Genomic DNA, 17,234 nt, shown 5'->3' with positions numbered 1-17,234 from the left:
GGGCCGATGCGGTTGCGGACCGGCGGGAACGACATCGATCTGGGCCCCGGGAAACAACGCTGCCTGCTCGCCGCCCTGCTGCTCAGCCCACGCCAGGTGATCCCGGCCGGCACCCTGATCGACCGGGTCTGGGACGACTCGCCACCGCGTTCGGGCACCCCGCTCGCGCCGTACGCCACCCGCCTGCGCCGGGTCCTCGACCCGGTCCTGGGTCCCGGCAGCATCCGGTTCACCGACGGCGGCTACCTGATCGACTGCGACCCCGAACTGGTCGACCTGCACCGGGCCCGCCGCCACGTGACCGAGGCCCGTGCCGCCGAGGACACCGGTGACCACGAGCAGGCCATCGGACTGCTGCGTACCGCCCTCGACGGCTGGGAGAGCGAAGCCCTCGCCGGAGTGCCCGGCTCCTGGGCGGCCCGGGTCCGGGACTCGCTGACCCGGGAACGTCTCGACGTCCACACCCGGCTGGGCCGCGCCGTCCTGCGCGCCGGGCGGGCCGAGGACGCCGCCGGGATCCTGGCCCCGGTGGCCGCCGAACACCCCACCGCCGAGAGCCTGGCCGCCGTGCTGATGCGAGCCCTGGTCGAGGCCGGCCGCCCGGCGCAGGCCCTGGAGACGTTCGCCCGGGCCAGTGACGCCATCGCCGACCAACTCGGCACCGGCCCCGGCCCGGAACTCACCGGCCTGCACACCCGCATCCTGCGCGACGACGCCGCCTCCGCATCGCCCGCCTCCGCAGTTCCTGCGCCGACGTCGCCTGCACCCGCCCCGGTTGCTCGTCCCGCCGCGCCCGCCCAGCTTCCGGCCGGCGCCATCGCCTTCACCGGCCGCCGCGCCGAGGCCGCCGAACTCGACCGGATCCTCGCCGGTGGTTCCCGGATCGCCGTCGTCACCGGCCCGCCCGGCGTCGGCAAGTCCGCGCTGGCCGTGCACTGGGGACACGGCGCCCGCGAGCGGTTCCCGGACGGGCAGCTCTACCTCAACCTGCGCGGCTTCGACCGCCGGGAGGAGGTGATGACCCCCGATGAGGCGGCCCACAACCTGGTCACCGCACTCGCACCCGGTCACCCGATCCCGCCCGGCCTGGACGCCCGGATCGGGCTGCTGCGGAGCCTGCTCCACGGGCGGCGACTGCTGATCGTGCTGGACAACGCCCGCGACGCCGCCCACGCCCGGCCGCTGCTGCCCGGCACCGGGGACAACGCCGTCATCGTGACCAGCCGGGACCGGCTCAGCGGCCTGGTCGCCTCGCACGGCGCCCTGCCGGTGCCGCTCGCCGTCCTGGACGGCGGACAGGCCGGGGAACTGCTCGCCGGACGCCTCGGCCGGGTCCGCCTCACCGCCGAACCGGACACCGTCGCCGCCCTGGTCGCCGCCACCGCGGGCCTGCCGCTCGCCCTCGTCACGGTGGCCGCCCGGGCCGCCATGCGCACCGGGCAGCCACTCGCCGAACTCGCCGCCGAACTCGCCGCGTCCCGGCTCGACGGACTCGGCGACGGCGACGACGAGACCGATCCACGGATCGTGTTCTCCTGGTCCTACCGGGCACTCAGCCCCGCCGGGGCCCGGCTGTTCCGGTTGCTCGGCGTCAACCCGGGCCCGGACATCTCAGCGGCCACGATCCGCTCCCTGGAGGGCGCGACCGGCTCCCCGGACGGCGTGACCGGGCCCTTGACGGGCGTGGGTGACGAGCCCGGGGCGGCGCTGACCGAACTCGTCACCGCCAGCCTGATCAGCGAGCAGCGGCCGGGTCGGTACGTGATGCACGACCTTCTCCGGGCGTACGCCGCTGATCTGCTGGAAGAAACCGAACGTGACCCGGCGGCGCGCCGCCTCCTGGACCACCTGCTGCACACCGCGCGAGCCGCCGCCGCGCTCCGGGAGCCGCATCGCCCGCGGCGGGCGGCGAGCGAACCGGCGGCGGGGGTGCGGCCCGAGCGGCTCGCCGGGGAGGCCGAGTGCTTCACCTGGTTCGCCGCCGAGATCCCGAACCTGATGGCGGCCCTCCGGTTCGCCGCCGAGATCGACGACTACGGCTGGCAGATGCCCTGGGAGATGTCCGGTTTCCTGGAACGGCAGGGCCACTGGGACGACTGGAGCGCGGTCGAGCGGATCGCCGTCGCCGCCGCCCACCGCCGGGGCGAGCCGGTCGCCGAGGCCGCCGCCCGCCGGTCGCTGGCGCGCAGCCACATCAAGGTCGGCCAGTACGACGATGCCGAGAAGCAGTACGCCGAGGCGTCCCGGATCTACGAGCGGATCGGTGATCCGGGCGGGCGCGCCCACGTGCTGTTCGGGCTCGCCTGGATGCGCGACCAGCAGGGCCGCCACGCCGAGTGCCAGGAGCTGATCCTGCTGTCCCGCCCGCTCTTCCGGGAGGCAGGCGACAAGGTCGTCGAGGCGCGGGCCCTCAGCGCGCTGGGCTGGTCGACGGCCCGGGACGGACGCCACGACCTGGCCCTGGGGTACCTTCGCGACGCCCTGGTGCTACACCAGGAGATGAACGACCGGCACGGCAGTGCCTCGACCTGGGACAGCATCGGCTGGGCGCATATGAACCTCGGCGACCACGTCGAGGCGATCGCCGCCTTCCGCCAGGCGCTGGAGTTCGGCCTGGAGATCACCGACCTGTTCCGGGAAGCGGACATCCGGGAGCACCTGGGTGATGCGCTGATCCGGGCCGGTGACAGTGCGGAGGCGGCGGCTCAGTGGCGGGAGGCGCTCGCCCTGCTGGAGCGGATCGACCACCCACGGGCCGCGGAGCTGGCGGTCAAACTCCGCTCGGCATGAACCGGTCCGGATCGCCTGCGCCGACCCGCAGGATCTCCGGCGTGCCCTCGGACAGGTCGATCACGGTTGTCGGCTCGGTGCCGCACTCCCCGGAGTCGATCACCGCGTCGATCACGTGATCCAGGGCCTCCTTGATCTCCCAGCCCTGTGTCATCGGCTCCAGCTCGCCGGGCAGCAACAGCGTCGACGAGACCAGCGGCTCACCCAGCTCGGCGAGGATCGCCTGGGCCGTGGAGTGACTGGTGATCCGGACGCCGACGGTCTTCTTCTTCGGGTGCAGCAGCCGTCGCGGCACCTCTTTGGTCGCGGGCAGGATGAACGTGTACGGCCCCGGCGTCGAGGCCTTCACCGCCCGGAACAGCGCGTTGTTGACCGTCACGAACTGCCCCAGCTGTGCGAAGTCATGACACAGCAGCGTGAAATGGTGCCGGTCGTCCAGATGCCGGATCGCCCGGATCCGGTCCAGGGCGTCCTTGCTGCCCATCCGGCAGCCGAGGGCGAAACAGGAGTCGGTCGGATAGGCGATCAGCCCGTCAGCGCGGATCAGGTCGACGACCTGATGAATGCTGCGGGGCTGCGGGTTGTCCGGGTGCACGTCGAAGTACTTGGCCACTTTCGACAGCTTAGGCTTCCCGCATGACGTCCGTTCACCGACCGGCAGTTCGCGTGCTCTGTTTCGACGCCAGCGGCTGGGTCCTGCTGCTGAACTGGGAGGACCCGGTCTCGGGCGAACGGCTCTGGGAGCCGCCGGGTGGCGGGATCGATCCGGGGGAGACACCGTGGCAGGCGGCGCGACGGGAACTGGCCGAGGAGACCGGGCTCGATGCGTCCCTGGTGGGGGAGCGGTTCGCCGACGTGGAACGGGGCAGCGTCTGGAAAGGCGTCCGGTACACCGGGGCCGAGCAGTTCTTCGCGGCGTTCTTCCCCACGGTGCGGCCGCCGCTGGTCCGGGACAATCTGCTGCCGTACGAGCAGAATGAACTGATCGCCCATCGGTGGGTCGACCCGGCCGCGCTGACCGCTCTGCCCGACCGCCTGGAGCCACCCTCCCTGCCCGAGCTGGTCAGGGAGTTCCGCACCTGGGGCTGACCTCAGCGGCGGCTGCCGCGTCCCTGGAACTTCGCCAGGAGGCCCTTGAGTTTCTGCTGGTTCTCCGGCTTGGCCAGCTGACGGCGGCCCTGCTCGGCGAGCTGACGGCCCTTGGGACTGTTGAGGAAGGCCTGGATACGCTGCGTGATGGAAGCCATGCATCCAGTGTGCCCAGCGGGGCCGGAATCGACACCTGTCGCGCGTCAACACGCAGCTTATTGACAGGTTGGCGCAGAAAAAAAGGGCGAATACCTCGTCGCCACTTCTAACGTATAGCACGTAGGGGGTCTTGCCGCAAGACCCAGGTGCGGGCGCAGAATCGCTGTTCGACGACACGATCCGGCGAAGCGGGGAAGCCTTGAACCTGTCCACCACCAGTGCCTTCACCACGGCCTTCGCGCTGCCGGACCGGCTCGCCGCCAAGGCGGAGACGGCCATGATCGCCGCCGACGACAAGCATTTCGGCGGCATCGCGGAAAGCCTCGGACGGTCGATCGCCGAACTGTCCGAGCGGCTCGACACCGAGCGCAAGGCGCCCGCCGGTAAGGGCCGGCAGGCCGTGGACCGGGACGACGCGGTCCGCCGGATGACCGGCCGGCTGCGGGCGCTGCGCCGGTTCAGCCTGGACCTCTGCCTCGGGCGGATGGTCCGGGCGGACGGGGAGACGATCTACATCGGCCGGTTCGGGCTGACCGACTCCGAGGGCGGCCGGCTGCTGGTGGACTGGCGTTCCCCGGCCGCTGAACCGTTCTTCGGCGCCACCCACGCCAACCCGATGGGCCTGGTCAGCCGCCGACGCTACCGGTGGACCGGCGGCCGGGTGACCGACTACTGGGACGAGGTGTTCACCGCCGACGGTCTGCGGGGGCACGTGGCCCTCGACGACCAGTCAGCGTTCATCGCCAGTCTCGGCAGCAGCCGGTCGCCGCGGATGCGGGACGTGCTCGGCACCATCCAGGCCGACCAGGACGCCATCGTCCGGGCCGGTTCGGCGGGCGCGCTACTGGTGGACGGCGGGCCGGGCACCGGCAAGACCGTGGTGGCCCTGCACCGCACCGCCTACCTGCGCTACTCCGATCCCCGGCTCAAGCGGGTGCTGTTCGTCGGCCCGCACGAGCCGTACCTGGCCTACGTCGCCGACGTGCTGCCGAACCTGGGTGAGGACGACGTGCAGACCTGCACCATCCGTGGCCTGGTCGCCGAAGGGGCGACGGCGGTCCCCGAGACCGACCCGGAGGTGGCCCGGCTGAAATCCTCGAAGGACCTGGTGGCGGCGATGGAGACGGCGGTCCGGTTCTATCAGGAACCACCCGGCAAGCCCATGGTGGTCAGCACCGAGGACGAGGACGTCCCGGTCAGCGTGGCGGACTGGGCGGCGGCGTTCGAGGCCCCGGACCCGGGCACCCCGCACAACGACGCCCGCGACCAGGTCTGGGCCGAACTGCTCGCGATCCTGGCGGCGAAGTCCGGGACCGGCGAGGCGGAACTGGCCCGCAGCCGGGACCTGCGGCGGGCCTTCAGCCGGTCGTGGCCGCTGCTGGAGGCCGCCGACCTGGTCGCGGATCTCTGGTCGGTGCCCGCCTACCTGCGCCGATGCGCGCCCTGGCTGAGCGCCGGCGAGATCCGCACGCTGCAGCGGGCCGATCCGTTGGCCTGGACCGACGCCGACCTGCCGCTGCTCGACGCGGTGCGGCGTCGACTCGGTGATCCCGCGGCGGCGAGCGACCGGCGCCGCCGGGAGGCCGCGGCCGGAGTCCGGCAGGCCGGCATGGACCGGGTCGTCGACGATCTGATCGCCTCGAGCGAGTACGACGACGGCGAAGGCCTGATGACCATGCTTCGGCAGCAGGATCTGCGGGAGGTGCTGGCCGGTGACGAGCCGGCTGGTGACTCGATGGAGAAGACGTTCGACCACGTGGTCGTGGACGAGGCGCAGGAGCTGACCGACGCCGAGTGGCAGATGCTGCTGTCCCGGTGCCCGTCGCGGAGCCTGACGATCGTCGGCGACCGGGCCCAGGCCCGGCACGGCTTCACCGAGTCGTGGCGGGAGCGGCTGGAACGGGTGGGGGTCGCCCGGATCACGACGGCGTCGCTGACGGTGAACTACCGGACGCCGGCCGAGGTGATGGCCGAGGCGGAACCGGTGATCCGGGCCGTCCTGCCGGACGCCAACGTGCCCACCTCGATCCGGAGCAGCGGTATCGGAGTGCACCACGGCTCGCTCGCCGAGCTGGACGCGATCCTCGACGGCCACACCGAGGGCACCGCCTGCGTGATCAGGGCAGAGCGCGATCAAGACCGGTCTGGTGTACGGGTTCTGACCCCCGTACTCGCGAAGGGCCTGGAATTTGATCTGGTGGTCCTGATCGAACCGGAGTCGTTCGGCGCCGGCATCGAGGGCGCCGTCGACCGTTATGTGGCCATGACACGCGCGACGAGCCGCCTGGTCGTCCTGACCTGACGGCTCGCCGGTGGTGCGACGTGCTTAATCGATGATCTTGGCGGTCTGGCAGGCCTCGCGGACCGCCGCGATGCAGAGGTCGGCGGCTTTGACGTAACCACCGTCGACGACCGACTTGATGTTGCGGATGTTGATGGCCTTCGGCTCCAGCCGCTTGAACGGGATGTAGAGGCCGGACTCCGGGTCCTTCAACTTGTCCGCGACCACCGGCTTCTCGTTCTTGTAGAGGCTGATCGCCAGTTCGGCAGCGGCCTCGGCCTCGATCCGGGTGTCCTTGTAGACGGTCATGCACTGGTCACCGGCGAGAATGTTCTGCAGGCCCTTGATGCTGGCGTCCTGACCGGTGACCGGAACCTTGCCGTTCTTGCCCTTCTTCTTGAGCACCTCGATCGCCGCGTTGCCGAGACCGTCGTTGGCGGAGAGGACACCGTTGATGTTCGGGTACTGCTTGAACATCAGCTCGAAGATCTCGCGGGCGTTGTCCTCTTTCCAGTCCGGCACGAACTGGTCCGGGCCCTTGACCGCGGTGGCGTTGTCGAAACGCTCGTTGAGGACCGTGTCGTAACCCGCCTTGAACAGGAAGGCGTTGTTGTCCGTCGGGGAGCCGTTGAGCTCGGCGATCACCGGGTTGCTGACTCGCTTGCGCCGCAGGCAGTCGAGCAGCCCGTCGGCCTGCAACTGGCCGACCTTCTCGTTGTCGAAGCTGACGTAGTAGTCGGCGGCACCGTTGAGGGTGAGCCGGTCGTAGTCGATCACCGGCACGTTGCGGGAGTGCGCGTCGTCGATGACGGCCTTGGCGCTGGCCGCGTCGAGGTTCGCGATGATCAGGACCTTGAAGCCCTTGTCCAGAGCGGTTTTCGCGATCCGCTTGAACTCGTCCTCGTCGCTCTCGGCGTTGAAGATCTGCGCGGGGACGCCGGCTTTGTCGAACTGGGCCTGAAGATATTTCGGGTCGTCGTTGACCCAGCGGTCGGTCGTGGTGTCCGGCAGGATCACGGCGATACCGTCAGTTCCGGTCACCTTCTCACTGCCACCACTGATGGTAGCGGCGTCACTACCAGTAGCACCGTCTGTCCCGCCATCACAAGCCGTGAGTGTTGCCGACGTCAGGAGGCCGGCGGCTACCAGGGCGAGTAAAGACTTGCGCATGGCGATTAGTGTCCTCTCAGGTGGTACCCGAGCTGCGTGAAGCGCTGAACGGTCCGCCAAGTATCGGCCAGCGTTCCACGGCCGCAACTTCGGGTGGGGGCCGAAGCCCAAGATTATTCACTTTCGCCGGGTTGCTGCCAATATTCACGGCCAGTGACTTAATCGTTGCAGAAGTCCGACTCCGGGACCCGAGACGCACTGATCGAATTCGACAGACCCGTTACTCGGCGAGCAGCTCCCGCACCCGGGGGACGACCTGCTCACCGTAGAGCCGGATGCACGTCATCAAGTGCTCGTGGGGGAGCGGGCCGTGCGCGTACTTCATGTCGAAACGATCGATGCCCAGCGCCTTGATCGTAGCGGCGACCTTCTGCGCCACCGTCTCCGGTGAACCGACATGCCAGGCGCCTTCGGCCACGTCCGCCTCGAAACGGTCCCGGGTCGCCGGCGGCCAGCCCCGTTCGCGGCCGATCCGGTCCAGGTTGCGGCGGGCGTGCGGCCACAGGATGTCGATCGCCTCCTGGTCGGTGGCCGCCACAAAACCGGGGCAGTGCACGGCCACCGGCTGCGGCTCCTGCTCCAGCTCCTTCAAGGCGCGGTGGAACAGGTCCACGTACGGCTCGAAACGGGCCGGAGCGCCGCCGATGATCGCCAGAACCAGGGGCAGACCGTACTGCGCGGCCCGCACCACCGACTCCGGGCTGCCACCCACCCCGATCCACGTCCGGATCGAACCCGACTCCGTCTTCGGATAGACCTGCTGCTCCACCAGCGGCGGGCGGATCGTGCCCTCCCACGACACCGGGCCCTCGCCGAGCAGCTCGGCCATCAGGTCCAGCTTCTCCGCGAACAGCTTCTCGTAGTCGCCCAGGTCGAACCCGAACAACGGGAACGACTCGGTGAACGAACCACGCCCGAGAATGATCTCGGCACGGCCCTGCGAGACGGCGTCCAAGGTGGCGAAACGTTCGAAGACCCGGACCGGGTCATCGGAACTCAGCACCGTGACCGCCGTACCCAGCTTGATCCGCTCGGTCCTCGCGGCGATCGCCGCGAGGACGATCTCCGGGGACGAGATCGCATAATCATCGCGGTGATGCTCGCCGACCCCGAAGAAGTCGAGACCGACCTCGTCGGCGAGCACCCCTTGCTCGACCACATCCCGGATGACCTGTGCGTAAGGCTTGCCGTTGACGTCGCCGAAAGTATCCAGTCCGAATTCCACCTGAAGATCTTACCGGCTCTGGAATTTCACCTTCGGCCTTTCACCCGTCGGCCGAACTCCCGGGCGATCTCCTTCTTGGCGTCCCTCTCGGCCATGACCTGCCGTTTGTCGTACGATTTGAGACCGCGCGCCAGACCCAGCTCGACCTTCGCCCAGCCGTCCTTGAAATACAGCGACAGCGGCACCAGCGTGAGCCCCGAACCCTCCTTGAGCTGGTTCAGGATCTTCGCGATCTCGACCCGGTGCAACAGCAGTTTCCGGGTCCGCCGCGGCGCGTGATTGGTCCACGAACCGAACCCGTACTCCGCGATGTGCAGTCCGTAGAGCATGATCTCGCCCTCGTGCTCCTGCGCGAACGTGTCGACCAGCGACGCCCGCCCCAGCCGCAGCGACTTCACCTCGGTGCCGGACAGCACCAGCCCCGCCTCGTACGATTTCAGGATCGCGTAGTCGTGCCGCGCCTTCTTGTTCGAGGCGATCAGCTTGACCCCGGTCTCCCTAGGCATCGTGATCCGCCAGATCATCCGGGATCGGGCGGCGCATCGAGTACGTCACGCTGCTCAACCGGTGCGGCTCATCCTTGACATGGATGACGGCCCGGTCGTACGCCTGCCAGCCGGCCGCCCCCGCCCGGTTCAGATGCCGCAGATCGTCGAACCGCTCGTCGGTGCCCCAGCGCAGCACCCCACCCGGATGGTTGAAGGTGGCGGTCCAGTCCATGAAACGGTCGGACCCGAGCGTGCCCGCGGCGCGATATTCCAGTCGCGCGTACTCCCAGTTGTTCACCCCGCCGATTATGCCGCCCGAATCGGCCTATTGCGCCCCCGCGCCCACCGTCTGCCCGTCCAGGTGCCGGAAACCCCGCAAGATCAGGTCCGACAGGACGGATCGATCGACATCGTCGAGCCGCTTCAGCAGCAGACACGACTTGCCGGGCGTGTGTGGCCCCAGTCTCGCCAGCAGTTCGTCGTAGCCGTCGAAGTCGGGCACGATGTAGAACGTCAGCGCCTGCTTGCGCGGGGAGAGACCGACCGCGGGCCAGTCGCCCTCACGGCCGGAGGCATATCGGTAGTGGTAGGCGCCGAAACCGACGATCGCCGTGCCCCACATGACCGGTTCGGCCCCGGTTACCGCGGCGGACAGCGCGACTGCGGCCTCCGCGTCGGCCCGTCGCCTCGGATCCGCGACGGTGGCCAGGAACGTGGCGACACTCTGCTCGGTCCGGCTCGTCTTCGGCTCCGCCATCCCACCACCATAGGCCTCGCCGCTCACCCCCGGCGATGCGAACATCCCACCAGGCCTTTCGCGCTCGCGCGGCCTTTCGGCCTCGCGCGGCTTCGCACTCTCGGGGCTTCGCGGCCTCGCGGTTAAGGCGCGACCGCCTTCCGGTGTGGTGACTTGCGGTTCGATTCGCACCCTGAATCACCACGCAACCCGGACCGCGAAACGGTGACGTCGGCCTTGTTCTCTCTCTCGGATCCGTACCTCCAGGGCTGGCGCGGCGGGCGCTGGGGGGAGACGCCTGCCGCGCCGTTCCGGGGATCAGGCGATGGCGGCCTGCACGGCGGGGAGCCAGCGGGCGGCGATCTTCACATTGCCGGCGTCGTTCGGGTGGACGCCGTCGTATGTATCAGTTGACGTGTTGAACCCAGTCCACTGGTCGACCACCGTGACCGGGGACGCGGCCGTGGACAGCGACGCGGCCCAGGCCGGGATCGCGGCGTTCAGATTGATCACACGTTGCCCGCACTCCGTACATGTTGACGGGTTGAGCGGGATGATCTGCGCAACGATGATCTTCATGTTCGGGTTGGCGGCGCGCATCTGCCCGACCAGCGTGGTGTAGGCGCTCAGGATCGTCGCCGTGGACAGGCTGCTCCACGCGTCGTTGGTGCCGAAGTGCATCAGCACCACGTCCGGGTCGCTAGCGCTCAGCCAGCCCGGCAGCAGGTTCTGGTTGGCCACGTTGACCGCCAGGTACCCGCCGTGACCTTCGTGCTGACTGTCGTACGCGAACCCGCACCCGTCGCCGGGAAGCGTCCCCACGAAGTCGACGTCGGCGGCCGGGAGCTGCTGCCACAGCAAGGCCCGCCAGCAGCCCGGCGAGCCGGTGATCGAGTCACCCAGCGGCATGATCTTGACCGGGGTGCCGGCTGGCGGCTGCGACGTCGGCGGAGTGGACGGTGAGCTCGACGGCGACGGAGACGCCGAGGTGGACGGCGAGCTGGTCGGTGACGATGTCGGCGTGGTCCCACCGGTGCAGGTCACCCCGTTCAGGGCGAACGACGCCGGTACGGGATTCGACCCGGTCCACGATCCGTTGAAGCCGAACGAGGCAGTGCCGTTGGTGGCGACGGAACCGTTCCAGGCGGCGTTGCGGACGGTCACGGTGGACCCGGACTGGGTCACGGAACCGCTCCACAGCTGGGTGATGGTCTGACCCGCCGGGAACGTGAACACCAGCGACCAGGAGGTGATCGGGTCGCCGAGGTTGGTGACGTCGACGGCCGCACCGAAGCCACTCGGCCACTGACTGGACACGGTGTACTTGACCGAACAGCCGGCGGCGGCGTTCGCACTGGTGGCGGCCGCGACGGCGGTGCCGGTGAGCAGAGTGGTGGACAGGGCGAGGACGGCCCATTTACGTCTTTGCACGGGATGCCTCCGGGGATGTGCTTGACGGGCGTGCGGGGACGGCGCACGCTGGGAGCGCTCCCAATTAACGCACATCGATGCATGATTGGAGAACGGTTATCCCGTCCGGCGTTTTTACGCCGCCGGGCCCGTCGCCGCCGCGCCGAAGAGGTGCTGGGTGAGACGTGCGGCGCGATGGGATGGGTGCCGCGCGGGCCGGCCGGCCGCGGTGGAGGGTGAGGCCGAAAAGCGCTGGTGCGCCACGACCTCACTCGGCGGCCACCGGCTGGGAGAGCGCGGGGAGACCGGCCGCTACGGGGCCCGTCTCCCCGCGTTCCACCCCACCGACATCCGGCGCCGCGACCCCGACCGCGGTCCGCCCTTCCCGCAAGGTCCGTACTCGTTACGGTCGTGGTCTCCTAGCCAGGTTTGTCCACGCTGTGGTCGCGGCCTACCCCAGGCATGCCCTTGCGGAAGCCGCGGTTTTCCAGCAGGAACCTCTGGCGCAGTGCCGTGCCGCGCAGTGCCGTGCCGCGCAGTGCCGTGCCGTGCCGTGCCGTGCCGTGCCGCGCCGTGCCGTTCTGGGTCGCTGAGCGGCGCGATGCCGGAGGACGTGGGCTAGCTTCGCGTTAGGAGGGTGTCTGGGGGCAGGTTGCGGATCGAGGCGTCGAGGACGTGGGCGGTATGGGCCAGGGCGATCGTGCCGCCCTGGCGTCGGACGGCGGCTGCGACCTGCATCAGGCAGCCCGGGTTGGCGGTTACCAGGAGGTTCGCGTCGGTGGCCAGGACCGCTTTCGCCTTGCGGTCGCCCAGGTCGGCGGCGGGGCCGGGGTTCAGGACGTTCCATACGCCGGCGGAACCGCAGCAGATCTCCGCCTCGGCGATCCGGCGGACCTCCAGCCCCGGAATGCCCTGCAGCAACGCCCGTGGCTGCGTCCGCACTCCCTGCGCATGCGCGAGATGGCAGGCGTCGTGGTAGGCCACCGACATCGGTAGGGGATACCGGCGCGCGACCGGCCCGAGTTCCACCAGAAGCTCGCTCAGGTCACGAACCTTGGCCGCGAACCCGGCAGCTCGCCCCGCATAACGCGGATCGTTGGCGAGCAACTCTCCGTACTCCTTCAGCGACGACCCGCACCCCGCCGCGTTGACCACGAAATAGTCCATCCCGGTCCGCTCGAACGTGTCGATCAGCCGTCGTGCGAACCGCTGCGCCTCCGCCCGCCGCCCGTTGTGCACACTGAGCGCGCCGCAACAGCCCTGCGTCGGCGGAATCAGCACCTCACACCCCTCGGCGGCGAGGATCCGCACGGTCGCGGAGTTGACGTCCGGAAAGAACGCCGACTGAACACAACCGGTCAGCATCCCCACGACGGCGCGCTGTTCACCACGGGCCTGCACCCGGGCCGGTGGCCGCGGCACACCGTGCAGCCGCGGTGCGAGAGACTCGAGGGTGGCGATGGTCGGCGCCAGCCGCCGAAGCAGACCGGTGCGGCCCACCAGCTTCTGCAAGCCCGATTTCTGGTACGCCCGGAGTGGCCCCCGAAGCAGCCGCAACCTCCGCGGGTACGGAAACAGCGCGAAGATCGCCGCCCGCAGCGCCCGCTCCCGAACTCCCCGAACGTGCCGTCGCTCGACCTGTGCCCGGGTGTCTTCGATGAGCCGGTCGTACTGGACTCCCGACGGGCAGGCGGTGACACACGCCATACATCCGAGGCAACGGTCGAAGTGCCCGACCATCGAGTCGCTGAGCGGTTCCCCGGACAGCCCTTGCCCGATCAGATGGATCCGCCCCCGCGGCGAGTCCATCTCCGCGCCCCACAACACATAGGTGGGACAGGTGGTCAGGCAGAACCCACAGTGAACACAATCAGACACCAGATCTGCACTGGGCGGCCGATCCCCATCAAAGGCGGTGACCATCACCCCACGCTCCGCAGCCCGAAGCGCATCCCGCGGAGCAGTCCTGGCCTCGTCGCCTGACGGCAACCCAGGCCGACGGGCATCTTCCGCCATACCGTCTTCCGCCAAGCCCTTCTCCGAAGTGGCGTCTTCAGAAGTGGCGTTCATGCTGGGGACGTCGTCGTTTGGAGTGGCTCTGGTTTCCGGCATCAGATGCCTCCCACGAAACGCCCCGGCGCGAACCGATGGTCTGGATCGAACTGTTCCTTGACCCGGCGCATCAGTTCGATTCCGGGAACCGGCCCCCACATGTCGATCCCGTCAGCCATTCCCTCCGGCACGGCCACCACGACCGCATGCCCACCAGCGGCGGTGGCCGCAGCCCGCAGCGCCTCGACGATGCCGACTGGCGCCGGCCCGTTGAATGGGCGAGCGGTACCGGGAGGAAGGGCGGTGCCGGGAAGAGCGGGGCGGGCCGGTATTGGGCCGCCCGCGTACAGGACGCCGGTGCCGGCTGAGCCCCGGACGGTGAGGCCCGCTTCGAGGGCTGCGGTGACCAGGGCGGGGACCCGGGAGAGGGTCGCGGTCAGTTTCAGGGCCAGACCGCCGGATGGCCACGGCGGGCTGTTCCACCAAGGCGGCGCGGTGGTGGTGATCTCGCCGTCCAGGAGCGCCGCGAGTGCCGTCGCGCGGTCGTGGACTCCGGTGGGAGTGCCTTCCAACAGGACCGCGATCTCCGGTTCGGCGCCGGGCTCGGCGTTGATCTCCACGGCGCTGGGTGCGAACTGGCCGGCCAGAATTCGGGCCGTGGCTTCGGGCGGGGCGAGGGCCCGTACGAAAGAGGTGGCGACCGGGACCGGGTGCAACCGGAAGACGCACTCGGTGATCAGGCCCAGCGTGCCTAGGGAACCGGTGTAGAGCTTGCCCAGGTCGTACCCGGCGACGTTCTTGACGACCTTGCCGCCCGCCTTGGCGACCCGGCCGTCGGGCCGGACCACCGTGACGCCGATCAGCAGGTCGCGGGCCGTGCCGTAGCGCAGTCGCCGGGGCCCGCTCCCGTTCGCCGCGACGGTGCCACCGGCCGTGGCCCCGGTCGGCGCGTCCAGCGCGAGTTGCTGACCGGGCAGCCGGTGCAATTCGGCCATCGGTGTTCCGGCCCGGACCACGGTGATCAGATCACCGGCGGCGTGCTCGACCACTCCAGCCAGCCGCCGGGTGTCGATGATCAGATCCAGTTCCCGCGGCGGCGGCCCCTGCTGCAGCTTCGTGCCACCACCCCGGATCACCACGTTGAGCCCCGGCGTGGCGGCGATCAGCGCGGACGCTTCGGCGGTAGATGCCGGCGCCGCCACCAGTCGAGCTTGGACACCCCCGACGACGTCGTCATCCCCGGCCTTGACCGCCAGATCGTCCAAGGCACTCACTGCCGCCCTCCGAGAATCCCGGTGGGAAGGGGTCGGGCGCGCGGAAGTCGAATGACCCGCGAAGGAATCGGTGGGAAGGACCGGCTCAGACCGGTGCTGTGTGAAATGGGCGGCCCTGGAAAGGCCGAGGTCAAGGTAGGTGAGGAGCGGGGAGACCGGTAGCGGGGAACCGAAGAGCGCGGAGGCGAAGAGCAGGGAGGGGCGGAACATGGGCTCATCAGAAGACCTCCGCCACGCCGGCCACCTGGAGTGGGTGGGCGCCCTGGTGACGGCCGGGGCGTTCGCCGCACAGGCGGGGTGTGGGGAAGACCTTGCCGGGGTTGGCCAGGGCGAAAGGGTCGAAAGCGCATCTGAGTAGCTGCATCGTGTCCAGGTCGTCGTCGGTGAACATGCGCGGCATGAAACGGGTCTTGTCGGCGCCGACCCCGTGTTCGCCGGTGATCGAGCCGCCGAACTCGACGCACAGGTCCAGGATGGCGCCGGAGACGGCCTCGGCGCGGGCGGCCTCACCGGGCACCGCGTCGTCGAAGAGGACGAGCGGGTGCAGGTTGCCGTCGCCGGCGTGGAAGACGTTGGCGACCCGCACGCCGTGCTCGGTGGCGACCGCGGCGATGCGCCGCAGCATCTCGGGCAACGCGGTCCGGGGGATCACGCCGTCCTGCACGATGTAGTCGGGGCTGATCCGGCCGACCGCGGCGAACGCCGACTTGCGCCCCCGCCAGATGAGCGCCCGCTCCTCGTCGTCGGCCGCCACCCTGGTCTCGAAGGCCCCGTGCTCCGCGCAGAGCCGGGTCACCTCGTCGAACTGGGACCGCACCTCGGCGGACGGGCCGTCGAGGTCGACGACGAGGACGGCATCGGCGCCGGCCGGGTAACCGCAGTGGACGGCCGCCTCGGCGGCCTCGATGGCGAGCGCGTCCATCATCTCGATCGCGGCCGGCACCACCCCGGCCGCGATGATCGCCGACGTGGCGGCCCCGGCCTGGTCGGTGCTGTGGAAGGCGGCCAGCAGCGTGCGGACGGTCTCCGGCAGCCGGGTCAGCCGGACGGTCACCTCGGTGGCGATGCCGAGCGTGCCCTCGGAGCCGACGAACGCGCCGAGCAGGTCGTAACCGGGGGTGTCGGGGGCGGCCCCGCCGAGCCGGACCAGGTCACCGGCGGGAGTGACCATCTCGATGCCGGTGACGTGGTTGGTGGTGAAGCCGTATTTCAGGCAGTGGGCACCGCCCGAGTTCTCCGCCACGTTGCCGCCGATCGAACAGATCTGCTGGCTGGACGGATCGGGCGCGTAGTAGTAGCCGAAGTCTCGGACGGCCTCGCTGACCTGCAGGTTGATCACCCCGGGCTGGACGGTGGCCCGCTCGTCGGCGGGATCCAGCGACACGATCGACCGCAGCTGGGCGGTGACGATCAGGACACCCTCGGCGTGCGGCAGCGCCCCGCCGGACAGGCCGGTGCCGGAGCCGCGGGCCACGAACGGGACCTTCGCCTCGGCACACGCGCGGACCACCGCGGCGGTCTGGGCGGCACTGCGGGGCAGGACGACGAGGGCGGGGACGACCTTGTACTGGGCTAGGCCGTCACATTCGTACGTCCGCAATTGTTGTCTGTCGGTCAGGACCTGGCCGGAGCCCAGCTCGGACCGCAAGCGTGCGGCCAGCGCATCGATCACGCTCATCGTGGACCTCCTCGGCGCCGGTGCCTGGTGGTCACGCTAATCGCGTTCGGTGCCGAGCGCGACGGGGAACCGCCGTCCTGTGGATAACCCCGGCCGGCGCGGTCTGGCAGGATGGCCGGATGTTCTCGACCGCCAGAACCCTCCGTGCCGCTGTGGGCGCCGTCTGCGCCCTGGTGCTGGCGGCCGGGTGCAGTTCCTCCGACGACGCCGCGCCCGACGGTGACCTGGTCAACGTCACCACGATGCGGGGCGCCTTCCTGCAGCCCGCGGAGATCGGCCCGGCCTGGGTCGCCCCGCTGGAGAGTGCCGCCCCGGCGCAGCTCGTCAGCTTCTGCGGGGGCGCCAGTCCTGCCCCGGAGATCCCGCCGGGTGCCGAGATCGTGGCGTCGAACGCCGCCGACGAGGGCGAGAAGGGCGCGCAGACGCTTCAGCAGTCCGCCCTCGTCTACGCCGACCTGGCCAGCGCCGAGGCGGGGCTGACGCTGCTGCGGACCGTCGCCGCCCAGTGCCCGGCGACGGCCGAGGTCCCGGCGACGGTGACGTCGGACCGCAACGAGCCGGCCTACAACGAGTCGGTCGAGATCCGTGAGCTGGACGAGAACGGCTGGAACGGGTTCGTGATCATTCGCCACAAGCTGTACGAGTCCGAGCACCCCGGCACCGCCGACACCGCGGTGGCCGTGCTGCGTACCCGCAATGTGGTGCTTGTGGACAGTTACGCCGTCTACCGCCTGGAGAACTCGTCGCCGTCGGCGGGCTTCGAAGCGGACTGGAAGCGTCTCGTCGGCTCGGTCGTGCAGCGCGTGGGATAGACATGTCGACGTTCGTCGTCTAATGTTCGCGGTGCGCCGTTGCGAGTTCTTCCCCCGTGGAATTCGCAGC

General features: G+C 69.9%; 16 protein-coding genes. 4 read left to right on the top strand and 12 right to left on the bottom strand.

Features of this window, described 5'->3' with window-relative positions:
• Window positions 1-6: 6 nt before the first annotated feature.
• On the top strand, window positions 7-2,790 hold the full coding sequence (locus BLU81_RS18035) for an AfsR/SARP family transcriptional regulator (RefSeq protein WP_172890575.1): 2,784 nt from the start codon (window positions 7-9) through the stop codon (window positions 2,788-2,790).
• Here BLU81_RS18035 and BLU81_RS18030 read toward each other — a convergent pair.
• Complete coding sequence (locus BLU81_RS18030) at window positions 2,771-3,403, bottom strand: L-threonylcarbamoyladenylate synthase (protein WP_092545735.1); 633 nt, start codon at window positions 3,401-3,403, stop codon at window positions 2,771-2,773. The two genes, BLU81_RS18035 and BLU81_RS18030, sit on opposite strands and share 20 nt — an antisense overlap.
• 23 nt (window positions 3,404-3,426) lie before the next feature.
• Between BLU81_RS18030 and BLU81_RS18025 the strand changes: the two genes are divergently transcribed.
• Window positions 3,427-3,879: an NUDIX domain-containing protein gene (locus BLU81_RS18025; protein WP_092545734.1), complete on the top strand. Its 453-nt coding sequence runs from the start codon at window positions 3,427-3,429 to the stop codon at window positions 3,877-3,879.
• 2 nt (window positions 3,880-3,881) lie between these two features.
• Here BLU81_RS18025 and BLU81_RS49240 read toward each other — a convergent pair whose 3' ends face one another.
• Window positions 3,882-4,037 (bottom strand): hypothetical protein, encoded by a 156-nt coding sequence (locus tag BLU81_RS49240; protein ID WP_172890574.1) that lies wholly within the window; start codon window positions 4,035-4,037, stop codon window positions 3,882-3,884.
• A 200-nt stretch (window positions 4,038-4,237) separates the two neighbouring features.
• On the opposite strand from BLU81_RS49240, the gene helR reads away from it, so the two are divergent.
• The gene (gene helR, locus BLU81_RS18020; protein WP_269461058.1) at window positions 4,238-6,340 is read left to right on the top strand and encodes an RNA polymerase recycling motor ATPase HelR; all 2,103 of its coding nucleotides are present in this window, start codon (window positions 4,238-4,240) and stop codon (window positions 6,338-6,340) included.
• Window positions 6,341-6,364: 24 nt separating this feature from the next.
• On the opposite strand, the gene BLU81_RS18015 is transcribed toward helR, so the two are convergent.
• From BLU81_RS18015 to BLU81_RS17975, 10 genes are all read right to left on the bottom strand, one after another.
• Window positions 6,365-7,489, bottom strand: a complete 1,125-nt coding sequence (locus BLU81_RS18015; RefSeq protein ID WP_092545733.1) for a sugar ABC transporter substrate-binding protein — start codon at window positions 7,487-7,489, stop codon at window positions 6,365-6,367.
• A gap of 220 nt (window positions 7,490-7,709) precedes the next feature.
• Window positions 7,710-8,714: an LLM class flavin-dependent oxidoreductase gene (locus BLU81_RS18010; RefSeq protein ID WP_092545732.1), complete on the bottom strand. Its 1,005-nt coding sequence runs from the start codon at window positions 8,712-8,714 to the stop codon at window positions 7,710-7,712.
• A gap of 26 nt (window positions 8,715-8,740) precedes the next feature.
• Window positions 8,741-9,220 (bottom strand): SsrA-binding protein SmpB, encoded by a 480-nt coding sequence (smpB, locus tag BLU81_RS18005; RefSeq protein WP_092557270.1) that lies wholly within the window; start codon window positions 9,218-9,220, stop codon window positions 8,741-8,743.
• Complete coding sequence (locus BLU81_RS18000; protein ID WP_092545731.1) at window positions 9,213-9,500, bottom strand: hypothetical protein; 288 nt, start codon at window positions 9,498-9,500, stop codon at window positions 9,213-9,215. Before BLU81_RS18000 ends, smpB begins: the two co-directional genes overlap by 8 nt.
• A gap of 27 nt (window positions 9,501-9,527) precedes the next feature.
• Window positions 9,528-9,959, bottom strand: a complete 432-nt coding sequence (locus tag BLU81_RS17995; RefSeq protein WP_092557268.1) for a DUF1801 domain-containing protein — start codon at window positions 9,957-9,959, stop codon at window positions 9,528-9,530.
• A 297-nt stretch (window positions 9,960-10,256) separates the two neighbouring features.
• Window positions 10,257-11,369: a cellulose binding domain-containing protein gene (locus BLU81_RS17990; RefSeq protein ID WP_231954625.1), complete on the bottom strand. Its 1,113-nt coding sequence runs from the start codon at window positions 11,367-11,369 to the stop codon at window positions 10,257-10,259.
• 247 nt (window positions 11,370-11,616) lie between these two features.
• The gene (locus BLU81_RS51555) at window positions 11,617-11,739 is read right to left on the bottom strand and encodes a hypothetical protein (protein ID WP_269461056.1); all 123 of its coding nucleotides are present in this window, start codon (window positions 11,737-11,739) and stop codon (window positions 11,617-11,619) included.
• A gap of 227 nt (window positions 11,740-11,966) precedes the next feature.
• Window positions 11,967-13,226: a (Fe-S)-binding protein gene (locus tag BLU81_RS17985; protein WP_231954624.1), complete on the bottom strand. Its 1,260-nt coding sequence runs from the start codon at window positions 13,224-13,226 to the stop codon at window positions 11,967-11,969.
• A 233-nt stretch (window positions 13,227-13,459) separates the two neighbouring features.
• Window positions 13,460-14,674, bottom strand: coding sequence for an FAD-binding oxidoreductase (locus tag BLU81_RS17980; protein WP_231954623.1), 1,215 nt, complete (start codon window positions 14,672-14,674; stop codon window positions 13,460-13,462).
• A gap of 217 nt (window positions 14,675-14,891) precedes the next feature.
• Complete coding sequence (locus BLU81_RS17975) at window positions 14,892-16,352, bottom strand: FAD-linked oxidase C-terminal domain-containing protein (RefSeq protein ID WP_092545727.1); 1,461 nt, start codon at window positions 16,350-16,352, stop codon at window positions 14,892-14,894.
• A gap of 119 nt (window positions 16,353-16,471) precedes the next feature.
• Here BLU81_RS17975 and BLU81_RS17970 point away from each other — a divergent pair, with 119 nt between their 5' ends.
• Window positions 16,472-17,164, top strand: coding sequence for a hypothetical protein (locus BLU81_RS17970; protein WP_092545726.1), 693 nt, complete (start codon window positions 16,472-16,474; stop codon window positions 17,162-17,164).
• Window positions 17,165-17,234 lie beyond the last annotated feature (70 nt).

The sequence above is a fragment of the Actinoplanes derwentensis genome (assembly GCF_900104725.1).
Lineage (GTDB): Bacteria > Actinomycetota > Actinomycetes > Mycobacteriales > Micromonosporaceae > Actinoplanes > Actinoplanes derwentensis.
Note: the sequence above shows the minus strand (reverse complement) of the source record. Positions and strands in the feature narration are given on the sequence as shown.

Excerpts from the sequence above, each read along its gene's own strand:
- BLU81_RS18035 (WP_172890575.1), top strand. The coding sequence starts at position 7 with ATGCGGTTGCGGACCGGCGGGAACGACATCGATCTGGGCCCCGGGAAA.
- BLU81_RS18025 (WP_092545734.1), top strand. The coding sequence starts at position 3,427 with ATGACGTCCGTTCACCGACCGGCAGTTCGCGTGCTCTGTTTCGACGCC.
- BLU81_RS49240 (WP_172890574.1), bottom strand. The coding sequence starts at position 4,037 with ATGGCTTCCATCACGCAGCGTATCCAGGCCTTCCTCAACAGTCCCAAG.
- BLU81_RS18015 (WP_092545733.1), bottom strand. The coding sequence starts at position 7,489 with ATGCGCAAGTCTTTACTCGCCCTGGTAGCCGCCGGCCTCCTGACGTCG.
- smpB (WP_092557270.1), bottom strand. The coding sequence starts at position 9,220 with ATGCCTAGGGAGACCGGGGTCAAGCTGATCGCCTCGAACAAGAAGGCG.
- BLU81_RS17995 (WP_092557268.1), bottom strand. The coding sequence starts at position 9,959 with ATGGCGGAGCCGAAGACGAGCCGGACCGAGCAGAGTGTCGCCACGTTC.
- BLU81_RS17975 (WP_092545727.1), bottom strand. The coding sequence starts at position 16,352 with ATGAGCGTGATCGATGCGCTGGCCGCACGCTTGCGGTCCGAGCTGGGC.
- BLU81_RS17970 (WP_092545726.1), top strand. The coding sequence starts at position 16,472 with ATGTTCTCGACCGCCAGAACCCTCCGTGCCGCTGTGGGCGCCGTCTGC.